Consider the following 13,321-nt stretch of genomic DNA (forward strand, 5'->3'; position numbering starts at 1 on the left):
TTCGAGAATTTCGCGTATCGGCAGAATGTGCGTCCCAGAATGGCGCAACGGCTCACGCCAAAGGACAAGGACAGCAGCGCCCATGCTCGCCAGGCAGACCGTCGTCTATTTCGCGGCCAATGTGTTCTCGGCAATCTTCGGCCTGCTCAACACGATCGTGTTCACGCGCGTCTTCGCCGTCGCGGCCTATGGCGATTATCTGCTGGGCTTCGCCTTCGCCACGCTTCTCGCCACGCTTCTCTCCAGCGCGCTGAAGCTCGCAATATTGCGCGAGCAGGCGAAGGGCGACGGCGCCGACATTCGCGGCGCGATCCTCGCCGCAATGGCGCTGCTCGCGCCTTGCGCTCCCTTGTTCTTCTTCGTGGCGCGGATGACGGGCCTCGCCGCGCCGGTCTCGGCGGCGGCCGTTATGCTCGCCTTCGCCGTAATGCTCTATGAGACGAGCCAGGAATCGTTGCGCGCGGCACAGAAGGCGGTCGATTATCTGCGCGGCACGGTCTATCGCGCGCTGCTGGTCTCGGCGCTCGGCGTCGTCGTCGCCTTCGCGAGCGCCAGCGGCGCGGCGCTGCTGGTCTCTTCTTCCATTGCGCTGGTCGTGGCGACGGCGCTGTTCTGGCGCGCATCCTGGGGCGACGCCCGGCCGCGGCTCGATCGCGCGCGCCTACTCGAGATCGGCAAGGCCGGCCTGCCTTTCACCTTCTCGATGTCTTTGATGGCGCTGGCGAGCGTCGCCGATCGCTTTCTGCTCGCCGAGCTCTCCGGCGTCGCCGACGCCGGCCGCTATGGCGCGAGCGTCGATCTCGTGCGGCAGGCGCTCATCATTCCGGCGATCAGCGTCTCCACCGCCTTCGTGCCCATGGCGGTGCGGCTCTTGGCCGAGCGCGGCGAGGCCGAGGCGCGCCGCCATCTCGAGAAATCATTGGAGCTGCTGCTCGCCGTCGCTCTGCCGGCCTGCGTCGGCTTCGCGCTCGTCTCGCCGCAGATCGCCGATCTCGTGCTCGGGCCGCAGTTTCGCGAGACGGGGAGCTGGGCCATGCCCATTCTGGCGATGGCGGTGGTGTTCCAGATTCTGACGCAGCAATATCTGCACACGAGCTTTCTGCTCTCCAACCGCAACAGCTTCTATCTCATCAACACGGGCTCGATCCTCGCCTTCAATCTCATCGTCTCGGCGCTGCTGATCTATCGCTTCGGCCTCGCCGGCGCAGTGTGGGGGCGCCTCGCGGCCGAGATGTTCGGCTGCGCGCAGGCCTATGCGCTGAGCCGTGTCGCTTTCGCCATGCCGACGCCGTTCGGCCGGCTCGCGCGCGTCGGCGCGTCGACGGCGGCGATGGCGGCTGCGGTTCATGCGCTTTCAGCCGAAGTCGCAGCGCTGCCGCCGGCGCTCGCGCTCGTCCTATTGGTGGGCGCCGGCGTCGCCGCCTATGCGCCCGTCGCTCTCGCCTTCGATCTCGCGGAAGCGCGCGCGCTCATCGGCGGCGCGGCGCGGCGCCTCGGCGCGCGCGCTTGTCAGAGCCTCATCGTCTAAAAGACGAAATTCGCGAACAGCCGCACATTGGCGCCCGGCATCGGAACCTCGTCCTTCTTGTAGGACACGCTGTTGCGAATGTCGGCGTTGAGCAGATTGTCGCCGAGGATTCCGACGCTCACTTCCCGCGCCGGGAACTCGCCCTTGGGCAGCGTGACCTTATAGCTGATCTCGGCTTTCAGCAGATTATAGCCCTTGGTCGGCGTCTCGGCGATTTGCGCGATATTGTTCTGCGCGAAAGCGTGCAGATAGCTGACGCGCGCCAGCCAATTGGAGTCGCGCCAGAACAGTCCGCCGCCGACGCGCACGGGGGGAATGCGCGGCACATTGGTCCCATCCGAGAAGGTCGCGCGCACCACGTCGAACTTGTTCTCGACGCCGAGGATTCCGCCGGCGATCTGCAGCGCGTCCCATTGGCTCTGGAACTCGCCGCCGCGGAAATTGGCGTCACGCTGCGAATAGAGCGCCTGATTGAGCGGGCCGCCGACGCCGGCCGGCGAGCAGCTGTCGAAATCATCCGCGCAAGTCTCGCCGGAGAGGCGGCGATAGATGAAGCCGTCGAAATGCGTGTAGAAAAACGTCGCCTCGAAGCGGAATGGCCCTTTGGCGCGGCGCAGGCCGACCTCCACCGTGTTCGCGGCTTCTATTCCGAGCAGCGGATTGCCGATGTCGAAAGTTCCCGTCGCGTCATGGACGCCATGCGAGAACAATTCCGGCCCACGCGGCGCGCGCTCGACATGCTGCGCCGTCACGCTCGCCACAGTGTCGAAAGGCGTGTCCTGCAATAGGCCGACGGCGACGCTCTTGGGCGTGAAATGGCGATCATATTGGAAGGAGATGGTCGGATCGAGAAAGAGATCGGGCGTCTGGCCCGTCGCCTCGACATTCTCTATGCGGCCGGCGACCTGCAGGCGCAGCGAGTCGGTGAGCTTGAATTCGTTGAAGAGATAGAAGGCGATGCTGTGCGAGTCGGCAGGATCGAACAGATTGCCGCCGGCGCCGGGCGCGGTGAGTCGCTGATGCGCGCCCTGCACGCCGAACGCCGTGGTGAGCTTGGCGAAGCGCAGATCGAAAGGCGCGAGCTGCGCCTCGATCCGCGCCTCCTGCTCCTGATTGGTGAAGGTCTGCTGTATGCCCTCGGCGCCGCCCTCGAGACCGATTTCGTGGTGATTGTAATCGCTCGCGCCGGCCCAGAGGCGAATGGCCTCGATGAAGGAGGCGGGCGGACGATATTCGCCTTTCACCGCCACTTTCGTCTGGCGCAATTCGATGCGCGTGCGGCTCTCCGTCGAATCCATGCCGGGGATGCGATAGACGCTCTCGAATTGCGTGACCGAGGCGCCGAAAAAGCCGCGATCGAAGATGTAGGAGCCGCCGGCCGACCAGCCGCCGGAGCGCATGAAGGAATTGGGCTGGCGTCCGAAGACCAGCGGCGCCGGATCGGTCGGCGCGAGATAAGGGTAGGAGGGAATTGCGTAATTGCTCGTGCGGCGGCCATGGGCGTCGGCGTGCAGCGCGAAATTGCCCTGGCCGACGTCGACCAGCGCCGCCTGCTCCAGCCCGGCGTCGACCGTCGAGACCGCGCTGCGCGTCTCCAGCCGCGTGCAGGGGCCGGGGAGAGTCTCGTCGCCGCGGCAGGGCAGGGCCTCGGGAATGCGGTTGTTGGTGGCGTTGACGACGCCGCCGATCGCCTGCGAGCCCCAGCGCAAGGTGGCGGGGCCGCGCACCACCTCGACACGATCGGCGGCGAGCGGATCGAGCGGCACGCCATGATCCTCGCCGAGCTCGGAGACGCCGCTGGAGCCGAGGCCGTTCTCCTGAATGCGGACGCGATGCGCGTCGAGGCCGCGGACGATCGGCCGGCTGGCGGCTCCGGGCGCGAAGCTGGAGCCGGTGATTCCCGGCTTGTCGAAGAGGAGATCGCCGAGCGTCGCGCCGCCGGAGCGGCGAATCTCGTCCGAATCGACCACCGTCACAGTGGCGAATTGATCCGCGACTATAGGCAGAGCGCCGCGCGTCTCGGGCGCGGCGGGCTGCGCCGTCGCCGGGGCGCGCCGAATCGGGCTCGACGCGGCGATGTCGATCTCGGGAAGCGCCTCCTGCGCGCCCGCCGGGACGGAGCCGAGCGCCGCCAAGAGAATTCCGCCCGATAGAGTGCGGCGGATAGAAGAGTTTTCCATGGATCTCGTCCCCGAGAGCATATGTTATAACATAACGTGAATAATGCGCCGGAGGCTCGGCCATTGTCAATCTGCTGCGCCGCCGCGCGCGACGAATGGGCGTGGAGGGCTTGATCGCGGAGCGGAAATCGGGCATAGGCTGCGCCCACGAGGCGCTGGGCGGTGATCCCGGCTACATGTAATTTTGTCCGGGGATCGACCGATGAAAGTCCGCAATTCGCTGAAGTCTCTGCGTGCGCGTCACCGCGCCAACCAGCTCGTGCGCCGCAAAGGCCGCGTCTATGTCATCAACAAGGTGCAGAAGCGCTTCAAGGCCCGCCAGGGCTGACGAACCGCCCGCTTCGCGCTGAATTTACCGACGCGTCGCCCTCGAGCGGCGCGTTTTTCGTTTCTCAGGCGCCCATCAGCGCCAGAATATGCGCCGCGGCCGAGCGGCCGAGCGCGGTGAGGTCGTAGCCGCCCTCGAGCAGCGCGACGACGCGCCCGTCGGCGCTGCGCAGCGAGGCGTCGATGATGCGCTTGGTCGCCTCGCTATAGTCGCGCTCGGTGAAGCGCAGGCCGCCCAAGGGATCGTCCCTGTGGCCGTCGAATCCGGCCGAGATCAGCACCAGATCGGGCGCGAAATTTTTCAGCCGCGGCAGGATGCGCGTCGTCAGCGCCTCGACGAAATCATCGCCTGTCGCGCCCGCAAAGAGCGGAGCGTTGACGATCTGGTCGAACTCGCCGGTCTCGCTCGTCGCCCCCGTGCCGGGATAATAAGGCGCCTGATGGGTGGAGCAGAACAGAACCTGCCGATCCGCCCAGAACACTTCCTGAGTCCCATTGCCGTGATGGACGTCGAAATCGACGATGGCGACGCGCTCCGCGGCATGGGCGGCGATCGCATGGCGCGCGGCGATGGCGACATTGTTGAAAATGCAGAAGCCCATGGGCGTCGTCGGCCCGGCGTGATGGCCGGGCGGGCGCACGCAGACGAAGGCGGTGTCCGCCGCCCCTTTCATCACCTCATCCACCGCCGCGGTCGCGCCGCCGGCCGCATGAAACGCCGCCTCCAGCGATTCGGGACACATCAGCGTGTCGGGATCGAGCGCGACGAGCCCCTCGCGCGGCGCGGTTTTCTCGATCGCGCGCAAATGGTTCTCGGGATGGACGCGCAGCAGCGCCTCCCGCTCTGCGGCGGGCGCGGAGACGCGGATGAGATGCTGGAACCGCTCGGCCTCGAGCTCGCGCTCTATGGCGCGCAGCCGCTCGGGCTGCTCGGGATGGCCCGCGCCCATATTATGCGCGAGGCCGCTCTCATGTGTGAAGAACAGGGTCCTCGTCATGGCCAGCCGCTCTCGACTCTCGCTAAAGAAGTCGCCCCGCCAAAGAAGTCGAGGCCCTTGTAGCACGCCGCCGCGCCGGGAGGGCGCCGGAAAAATTCTCAAAAAAGCGCATCCGACCGCCCGTCGCCGTTGCGTTGCGGCAACAGGTCGGGAATTATTGCGAACCGATGTTTCCGTTCAGTAAGTTTATGGTAAGCAAATTCCTAAATAGATGCTTCGGGCGTTGAGAAAGGGCGCGTTCATGGATTCGAGGCAGGGTTTCATCGCGGTCGTTCTCGCTGTCTCGCTCGCCGGCTGCAACGCCGCGTTCGGGCCGCGCTTGCCGGATCCGCAGCTCAGCGGACGCGACGCACAATTCATGGCTCTGGTGCCGACGGCGGATGTCGGCGCGGCCTATGAGCGCTATCTCGTGGACTTCAAGACGAGCGAGGCGCCGGGCTCCATCGTCGTGGATACGAAGAATAAATTCCTCTATCTTGTGGAGCCGAACGGCAAGGCGATCCGCTATGGCGTCGCCACCGGGCAGGAGGCCTATGGCTGGACCGGCCGCGCCGTGATCGGCGGCATGCAGGAATGGCCGCGCTGGATTCCGCCCAAGGATATGCTGGAGCGCTGGCCGCATCTGCAGCCGACGGCCGACGCCGGCGGCCTGCCCGGCGGCCCGGACAATCCGCTCGGCGCCCGCGCTCTCTATCTCTTCGAGAATGGGAAAGACACGCTCTACCGCATTCACGGCACCAATGAGCCGGAGAAAATCGGCCAGAGCGTCTCCTCCGGCTGCATCCGCATGCGCGACATAGACGCGATCGACCTCTACAGCCGCGTCAAGGTCGGCGCGAATGTCGTGGTGATCTGAGGGTATTCCCCCTCTCCCCGCGAGCGGGGAGAGGGTCGGGGTGAGGGGCCGGGGCGTTTCGCGGAGCCTTACGATCCGCGGCCTTCGTCTTTACGAAACAGCGCGAAGCCGCGAATTACGGGCGGCGCGGACGCCGGCGGAAGAGCGTTTGTGGGGCGCGCTGAGGGCGCGCCGCCTCGCTGGCTATAAATTCGTCCGCCAATTGCCGATCGGTCCTTATTTCGCTTGTCGGGAGGAAGCGCTCGTCGTCGAGGTCGATGGCGCGACGCATTCCACTGACCAGGAAGTCGCTCGCGACGCGCATCGAGATCGGATTTTGGGCGAGGCGGGCTTCAGGGTCCTTCGCATCGCCAATGACGACGTGTTTCACAATCTCGATGGCGTGAAAGAAACGATTCTCGCTTCATTGGAGCAGCGAGAGACATGGTAGCCTCTGGCCCAAGGCCCCTCACCCCCGCCCTCTCCCCGCTCGCGGGGAGAGGGAGTTCGGCTCGCTAATCCAGCGGCTCCACCGCCAGTATCTCTATGCCGAAGCCCGAGAGGCCCACATAGGTGCGCGGCTTGGGCTTGGAAGTGCGCAGGCGGATCGAGGTGACGCCCAAATCTTTCAAGATCTGCGCGCCGAGACCCACGTCCAGCCATTGCGCCGTGCGCGCCTCTTCCGAGCTGCTGTCCGAGACGACCGGATTGACCGGAACGCCGGCCGCGCCGTCGCGCAGATAGACCAGCACGCCGCGACCTTCCGCCGCGAAACGATCCAGCGTGCGGCGGATCGCATCCGCGCCGCCGAAGACGTCGGCGATGATGTCGGCGCGATGCAGCCGCGCCGGCACGCCCTTGCCGTCGCCGATCTGCCCGACGACGAAGGCGAAATGCTGCACCGGATCGAAGGCGCTGACATAGGCGTGGCAGGTGGCCTCGCCGGCGAAGGTCTTGACCGGAAAGCTGGCGACGCGCTCCACCAGCTTCTCGCGCGCCTGCCGATGGGCGATGAGATCGGCGGTGGAGATCATCTTCAGCCCGTGGGCCGCCGCGAAATCGACGATCTGCTTGCCGGCCATTACCGTGCCGTCGTCATTGGCGAGCTCGCAAATGACGCCGACCGGCGGCAGGCCGGCGAGCCGGCAGAGATCGACGGCCGCCTCCGTATGGCCGGAGCGCATCAGCACGCCGCCTTCCTTGGCGATGAGCGGGAAGACATGGCCCGGCCGCACGAAATCATGCGGGCCGCGATTGCCATTGGCGAGCGCGCGCACCGTATTGCAGCGCTGCTCGGCGGAAATGCCGGTGGTGAGCCCCTCGCGCGCGTCCACGCTGACGGTGAAGGCGGTGCCGAGCGGCGCGTCATTGGCGGCGACCATTGGCGCGAGATGCAGCCGCCGCGCCTCTTCCAGCGTCAGCGGCGCGCAGACGATGCCGCAGCAATGGCGGATGATGAAGGCCATTTTCTCAGGCGTGCAGAGCGAGGCGGCGATGATGAGGTCGCCCTCGTTCTCGCGGTCGTCGTCATCGGTGACGACGACGATTTCGCCGCGTCCGATGGCCTCTATGGCCTCGGTGACGGAATGGGACAAGACGGGCTCCGCTGTTCCCGGCGCATTGGGCCGGCGCGGCTGTTCTACTCCCGCGCCCCCGCGGATTCAAACTTTAGCGCGCTTTCCGATCGAACGGAATCGATCGATCGATCAGAATTCGCGCCCAAGGAGAGAAGCTAAAGCGCTATCCGATCCAATTGGATCGGATAGCGCTCTAGCGAGCGCCAACAAAAAACTGCCCGAGTCGCCCCGGGCAGAAAAGTCGGGAGCCCCGCCCGGCGAGCGCGGCCGAGCGAAGATCGTTCGGCGCGCGGCTCAGCCGCTCGCCAGGAATTTCTCGAGATAGACCTGCTCCTTGGGCACGCCCGCCGTCGCCGCCGCGTCGAAGGCCGCCTCGATCATGCCGGGCGGGCCGCAGAGATAAATGTCCGGCTTGCCGCGCAGCTTCTCGAGCTCGGCGCGCATCAGATCGATGACCGTTCCCTTGGCGACGCCATTCGCCTCGCTCGCATTGACGACCGCGACCTGCACATCGAGGCTCGGCATGGCGTTCTGCAGCGCCTTGAGCTCCTCGACATAGAAGAGCTCCTCATAGTTGGTGACGCCGAAGAACAAGGTCGCCGGTTGCTGGTCGCTCTCCTTCTTCAGCTGCCGGATCATCGACAGCACTGGCGACAGTCCCGTGCCGCCGGCCACGAAGAAGCGCGGCCGCTCGCTCTTGTGCAGCATGAAGGAGCCCGCCGGTCCGCGCAGCGCGACGCGCAGGCCGACCTTGGCCTGCGTCTGCAGGAATTTCGAGAAGGCGCCGTCCGGCAGCAGGCGAATGAAGAATTCGAGCCGACCATCCTCCGCGACCGAGGCCATGGAATAGGAGCGGCGCGTGTGCGTGCCGGGAATTTCGATGTCGACGAATTGCCCGGGGGCGAAGTTCAGCGCGATCGGCGCTACGCCATCGGCGGTCAATGGCTGCAGCACGAGCCGCACGACATTGGACGACACGCGATCGCATTCGACGATCTCGGCCAGCCAATTGGTCTGGATCGCCTCGAAGGAGATGCGATCATAAGTGTAAGGCACGATCAGATGCAGATCGCTGCGCGGGAAGGTGCGGCACAGCAGAACCTTGCCGTCCTCCTCCTCGTCCGGCGGCAGCGCCTGCACCTTGACGTCGATGAGCTCGTAGTCGCCATCCGTGCAATCGGCCTTGCAGGTCGCGCAGCCGCCCGCGCGGCAGGAAGAAAGAAGAATCACGCTTTGACGAAGCCCTGCCGAAATGACGTCCTCGCTCGGTCCGCATTCGAAGGAGCAGGTTTCTCCGTCCTCTGTCTCGATGACGATCTGATACATACGTCTTCCGCCCTTGCTACTCTGGCTGCGCCAGCTCGTTTTTCGTCGTCTCGTTGCGATCGTCGATCGGGATCGGCGTGCCGAGCGTCTGCAGCAGACGCTTGATCTCCGCGCTATTGCCGCCTGGCTGCGCCGCCGCCTCGTCCTGCCGCTGGAAGAAGCGGAGCACATGAGAGACCGCCTCGCGCGCCGAATCCAGCGACAGCGAGCAGCCTTCCTGCACGAACTCGTCGTCGCGCAAAATCTCCCAGCGCCACATGTAATCGAGGTCCATCGTATAGGCGGCGTAGCGTGAATCTGCGTGAATCAGAATCCGCTGCTCTTCCGCTTCTCGTTCCGCGCCATGCGCCATGGCCTTCCCTCCCTTGTCGCGATGACGTTCGGGCGGAAGGACCGCCCGAACGCTCGTTCTTTTTCTTTCGAAGGAAGCCGTCAGGCCTGCAGATGCAGGACCTTGACGCCGCGCTCCTTGCGCAGACCCTCGAGCGGGGTCGCGTAATAATCTGTGTTGCGCAGCTCCATGAGAATCGTGCCGAGCGCCGCGTCGGTGCGCAGGAACACATTCACCGGGAGAACCGGCGGCTTGTAGAGCTGACGGAACTCGACATGGATGCGCTCCGCCGCATATTTGCTCTCGGCGGCCTTGATCTTGGCGATCCAGGTCGCCTCCACCGCGGCGGCGTCCTCGCCGGTCGTCGCCTTGGTGATGAGGTCCGCGACGGAGAGCTTCTCGGTCTTGAGCACCGAGAGACGCTCCTCGATTTTGCGCTCGATATATTGATAATCGACGTCGAGATCGTAGCTCTTGCGGAACGGCGAGGAATAGGCGACGCGGAAGTCCTGAATGAACTTCGTCGCCTGCTCCACACTATTCAGCTTCGCGATCTTGCCTTCCCACTCGGTGCGAGTGGCGTTCTCGTGGATGGGTTCTCTCTTCGCCATTGTGGCAATCCTTATCGTCGGCCGATCAAATGTCGGTCAGGGCGCGATCGAGGCCCATGAGCTCCGAGGTGATGGTGAATTTCGTGCCGAGCGTGTAGGCGCGGCCGACGGTCGACGACACATTCACGAGAAGGTCGTAGACCGAGAACGGCTTGCCGAGCAGATCGGAGGCTTCGGCGGCGTCGATCTCGATCGCGCCATCGGCCTTGATCCACCAGAAGCCCGCCTTGTCCTCGACGACGATGGACGGATTCTTCGCCTTGCCGGCCTGGAGCACGATATCCTCGATGATCGCGTCGATCTCGTCGCTCTTCATGAGAACCAGAACCACGGCGTTGGACTCGTGGACGACCTGATTCTCCTCGGCGAAGAACTCGTCCGCGAAGGCCTTGCCGGTCTTCTGCATGATTCCGGCGTTGTAAGCGTTATGCGCGCTGGACATAGGAGCGTTTCCTTCTCAATTCTTGTAGCCGGCGAGAACGGCGTCGACCTTCTGGTCCACGTCGATTTTGAAGCCGATCTTGTCGGCGTAATCGATCTTCCAGTCGCCGAAGACGCGCTGCAGCGCCTCCGAGACGCCGGCGCGATCGGTCGCGCCCGCGACCTTCTCGACCTTGGCGTAGATGCCGACGAAATCCTTCAGCGCCGTGACCGAACGCGCGAGATAATGCTCGGTCCAGGCGTTGAGGAAGGTGCGATTATGCGCGCCGAATTCGGGATCATTGGCGAGGCTGTAGACGAAGAGATCGTCGATCGCCCCACGCGTGATCTGGAAATAGGTCTGCGACTGCGCGGTGAAGAAGGGCGTCAGCGTGTCGCCATAGACGGTGGCCAGACGCTGGAAGAACTCGCGACGGGCGAACTGGCCGAAGGTCGCGTCATAGACGGCGTGACCCGCCCAGAGGATCTCGTTCCAATCCTGAATGCCCTGCCAGATCTCTTCCACCGCGCCGCGCGCGCCGGCGTAGATCGGATCGGTCGTCCAGATCTTCTTCGGCACGTCGGTCGACGCATCGAAGCCGGGAACGAGCTTGGCGATGAACAGGCGCTCCGTCTGGATCGACTGCGCATTGTCCACCTTGTCGAGAGCCGCGAAAATGGCCGACTGGCGGATGGTGTCCGAGAGCGAGTCGCGGCCGACCGACGAATGCGAGTTGAACAGCCCATATTCGTTGTAGAGCAGCGCGCCGTAATATTTGTTGAGGATCTCGTCCCGCCAATAGGCGTCGATGGTGCGGATCGAGCCTTCGGACGAATAAGCGGCGAGGAAGCGCTGCGTGTAGCGCGCCTCTTCCGACTTGTCCTTCACATAAGGCGCGTGCCAGCGACGGGCCGGATCGCGATGGCGATACCAGTCGGTCGTGCGCAGCTCGGTGCTCTCATTGCCCCAGGACGGACGGCCGCCGTGGAATTTCTGAGTCCAATCGCCCCAATCGAGGCCGCCGGCGATCCAGTCGGGATTGGGCTGCGCATAGACGGACAGCTGCTCATATTCCGACAGGCGCTTCCAGCGCGGCTGAATGAAATAATGATACTTGCGCTGCGTGTCGAGCGCGTGGTCCGGGATCGCGGCGGCGATGATCGCTGCGCGCTCCGGGTCGGTGAGACCTCGCTTCGTGACTTGAGAGCTCTGAGGCTGTGACATTTCAGACGTCCTCCACTTGAGGGTTTTTCGTGCTTCGTGCTTGTCGACGGACGCGCGTCGCCCGCCGAGACCCGGCGCGCGCGAGGCGCGCCGGGAACCCGTTGCAATTCGACGCGAGGCGCCGAGCGCAGATCAGAATTTGGCGAGCGGATCGGGGAAGACGCAGCCAGCGCGCTTGATGTCCTCGAGCGTCCAGAGATTGTCGCCGCGCACATGGGGCTGCGCGATCAGCGTCTTGCCGTCGGAGCGAACGCCATGGCCCTCGGCGATCACGTCGGACAATTCGCGTCCCTCGTACTGCTCGAAGATATTGTGGCATTCGTAGCGCTCCGGCTCCGACAGCCACATGCGCTCGCCCCAATCATCCGTGAGCGAATGCTTCTTGCCGTTGAATTCGTGCACGCGCAGCGAGCCGGAGCCCTTGGCGAGAGACGGGATGAACGGCACCTGCGAGACGCGGTCGATGTAGACGTCATGACCGTTCTGTAGCAGCCAGGCGTAGGGGATGAACCCGCTCTTGGGATCCTCATAGCCGAGCTTCTTCCACTCATTGTAGATCTTGCCGTAGTGATCGGCCCAACCCGGATAGTTCGCCTCGAACCACTCCTGATCCTCCTCGTCCGGCAGAGCCAGACGCGCGAAGCCGAGCGGCCACAGCGCATAAGCGGCAAGGGCGAGATCGTGATGGGCCCAATAGGCGTCCGTCTTGGCGTCGCGCAGCGAGCGGGGGCTCTCCACGCCATATTTGCCGAGGCGACCGATCCAGATTCCACCCCAATCCTCGTAGACCCAGCGGTTCCAGGTCTTCACCCACGGCTCGACCTTGAACTTGGAGCCGTATTCGAAGAGATAGCCGAGCGCCGGCGTGAAATACTTCTGCTGCGTCCAGAAGGCGTTGTTGAGATCGGTGTTGAGATATTTCGCCGCCGCCGGATCATTGGCGATGGACACCACCGTCTGATAGCCGTTCGCCATATGGCGCAGCTCGTCCGTCTCCACCGACAGAAACACCGTCGGCGTGATCTCGTCGCCATTGGCCGAGGCCCATTCGGTGACGGCGACGATCAGCGGATTGGTGAAGCAGGCTTCGCCGACCAGCTGCAGATTGATCGAGCATTCCACGGCGTCGCCGGAGATGAAGCCATCGGCGAAGACGCGCTTCATGCCCTTCCACAGCGGGCCGATCGCGCGGGTGCGACGGGCGTCATTGTGGCCGGCGGGATCGTGATAATGCTTGGAGTAATAGTGATTGATGAAGGCGCATTGATGCGTGTGACGAATTTCGTCGAGCACCTGAGCGAGATAGCCGTTCTTCTGCTCGGCGGCGGTGGCGCTGTCCCACAGCATGGCCGAAGCGGCGATGGCGTTATACTCGCCGACCTCGAGGAAGTTCGAGATCACTTTCATGGTCTCGCCCCAGCGCGGATGCACCTTGTTGCCGGCGCCGAGACGCGTCAGACCATCGAGCAGAGTGCCGAACTGGCGCTCGTCCTTGGCCGCCTCCATGCGGGCGTATTCCTTGGCGATGACCTTGAACTGCTCCTTGGTCTGGTTCGCCATGTGATATTTGGTGGCGTATTTGGTGCGGTTTTCCTTGAAGTCCCAGTTGAAGCTCTGCAGCCACTTATGGACCTCCTGCGGCTCGACGCCGACCGGAGCGCGATTGACCTTCAGAGCATCGGTCGCCGCTTTTGTCGCGAGACTGATCGCCATGCTTTTCCTCCTCACAGACTTTTTGTTTCTCGGATTTGCGCCTTTGTCTGCGGTCGACAAATCCGAACGTGTGCGCCGCTTTCCAAACTTTCGAAATGGAAACATTCGATGTCGTCGGCAATTCATCTATTGCGAAAGCGACGACATCTACTGTTATGGCAAGCCCCGTGCCACTGATGGTGATTTTGCGGAATCATAGAGTTTGCAAGGGATTCGCAATGATCGTGAAAGAGATATGACGTGAGCGCAG

The 13,321-nt window shown here is 64.1% G+C and carries 13 protein-coding genes; 4 read left to right on the forward strand and 9 right to left on the reverse strand.

Features of this window, described 5'->3' with window-relative positions; translation table 11 throughout:
• Positions 1 to 82 precede the first annotated feature (82 nt).
• Positions 83 to 1,528: a lipopolysaccharide biosynthesis protein gene (locus METLW4_RS0100375; protein WP_018264213.1), complete on the forward strand. Its 1,446-nt coding sequence runs from the start codon at positions 83 to 85 to the stop codon at positions 1,526 to 1,528.
• Here METLW4_RS0100375 and METLW4_RS0100380 read toward each other — a convergent pair.
• Complete coding sequence (locus METLW4_RS0100380) at positions 1,525 to 3,708, reverse strand: TonB-dependent receptor (RefSeq protein ID WP_026191131.1); 2,184 nt, start codon at positions 3,706 to 3,708, stop codon at positions 1,525 to 1,527. The genes METLW4_RS0100375 and METLW4_RS0100380 overlap by 4 nt on opposite strands.
• A 202-nt stretch (positions 3,709 to 3,910) precedes the next feature.
• Between METLW4_RS0100380 and ykgO the strand changes: the two genes are divergently transcribed.
• On the forward strand, positions 3,911 to 4,036 hold the full coding sequence (gene ykgO, locus METLW4_RS0100390) for a type B 50S ribosomal protein L36 (RefSeq protein WP_018264215.1): 126 nt from the start codon (positions 3,911 to 3,913) through the stop codon (positions 4,034 to 4,036).
• A 64-nt stretch (positions 4,037 to 4,100) separates the two neighbouring features.
• On the opposite strand, the gene METLW4_RS0100395 is transcribed toward ykgO, so the two are convergent.
• Complete coding sequence (locus METLW4_RS0100395) at positions 4,101 to 5,033, reverse strand: histone deacetylase family protein (protein ID WP_018264216.1); 933 nt, start codon at positions 5,031 to 5,033, stop codon at positions 4,101 to 4,103.
• A 241-nt stretch (positions 5,034 to 5,274) separates the two neighbouring features.
• Between METLW4_RS0100395 and METLW4_RS0100400 the strand changes: the two genes are divergently transcribed.
• Together METLW4_RS0100400 and METLW4_RS0100405 are read left to right on the forward strand one after the other, a co-directional pair.
• Positions 5,275 to 5,889: a L,D-transpeptidase gene (locus tag METLW4_RS0100400; protein ID WP_018264217.1), complete on the forward strand. Its 615-nt coding sequence runs from the start codon at positions 5,275 to 5,277 to the stop codon at positions 5,887 to 5,889.
• Between the two features lie 40 nt (positions 5,890 to 5,929).
• Positions 5,930 to 6,319, forward strand: coding sequence for an endonuclease domain-containing protein (locus METLW4_RS0100405; protein ID WP_245258384.1), 390 nt, complete (start codon positions 5,930 to 5,932; stop codon positions 6,317 to 6,319).
• Between the two features lie 64 nt (positions 6,320 to 6,383).
• On the opposite strand, the gene ribB is transcribed toward METLW4_RS0100405, so the two are convergent.
• The 7 genes from ribB to mmoX all read right to left on the reverse strand — a co-directional run bounded on the left by ribB (position 6,384) and on the right by mmoX (position 13,071).
• Positions 6,384 to 7,463 carry a 3,4-dihydroxy-2-butanone-4-phosphate synthase gene (gene ribB, locus METLW4_RS0100410; RefSeq protein ID WP_018264219.1) on the reverse strand — a complete coding sequence of 360 codons (1,080 nt, stop codon included), beginning with the start codon at positions 7,461 to 7,463 and terminating at the stop codon, positions 6,384 to 6,386.
• A 276-nt stretch (positions 7,464 to 7,739) separates the two neighbouring features.
• Positions 7,740 to 8,771, reverse strand: coding sequence for an aromatic/alkene monooxygenase hydroxylase FAD-binding subunit MmoC (gene mmoC, locus METLW4_RS0100415; RefSeq protein ID WP_018264220.1), 1,032 nt, complete (start codon positions 8,769 to 8,771; stop codon positions 7,740 to 7,742).
• Positions 8,772 to 8,787: 16 nt separating this feature from the next.
• Positions 8,788 to 9,123: a soluble methane monooxygenase-binding protein MmoD gene (gene mmoD / locus METLW4_RS26130; RefSeq protein WP_018264221.1), complete on the reverse strand. Its 336-nt coding sequence runs from the start codon at positions 9,121 to 9,123 to the stop codon at positions 8,788 to 8,790.
• An 80-nt stretch (positions 9,124 to 9,203) separates the two neighbouring features.
• Positions 9,204 to 9,713, reverse strand: coding sequence for an aromatic/alkene monooxygenase hydroxylase subunit gamma (mmoZ, locus tag METLW4_RS0100425; RefSeq protein WP_018264222.1), 510 nt, complete (start codon positions 9,711 to 9,713; stop codon positions 9,204 to 9,206).
• 25 nt (positions 9,714 to 9,738) lie between these two features.
• Positions 9,739 to 10,155: a methane monooxygenase regulator MmoB gene (gene mmoB, locus METLW4_RS0100430; protein WP_018264223.1), complete on the reverse strand. Its 417-nt coding sequence runs from the start codon at positions 10,153 to 10,155 to the stop codon at positions 9,739 to 9,741.
• A 15-nt stretch (positions 10,156 to 10,170) separates the two neighbouring features.
• Positions 10,171 to 11,358: an aromatic/alkene monooxygenase hydroxylase subunit beta gene (gene mmoY, locus METLW4_RS0100435; RefSeq protein WP_018264224.1), complete on the reverse strand. Its 1,188-nt coding sequence runs from the start codon at positions 11,356 to 11,358 to the stop codon at positions 10,171 to 10,173.
• Positions 11,359 to 11,490: 132 nt separating this feature from the next.
• Complete coding sequence (gene mmoX / locus METLW4_RS0100440; RefSeq protein ID WP_018264225.1) at positions 11,491 to 13,071, reverse strand: aromatic/alkene monooxygenase hydroxylase subunit alpha; 1,581 nt, start codon at positions 13,069 to 13,071, stop codon at positions 11,491 to 11,493.
• Positions 13,072 to 13,321: the final 250 nt, after the last annotated feature.

This window comes from Methylosinus sp. LW4 (assembly GCF_000379125.1).
Classification (GTDB): Bacteria; Pseudomonadota; Alphaproteobacteria; order Rhizobiales; family Beijerinckiaceae; genus Methylosinus.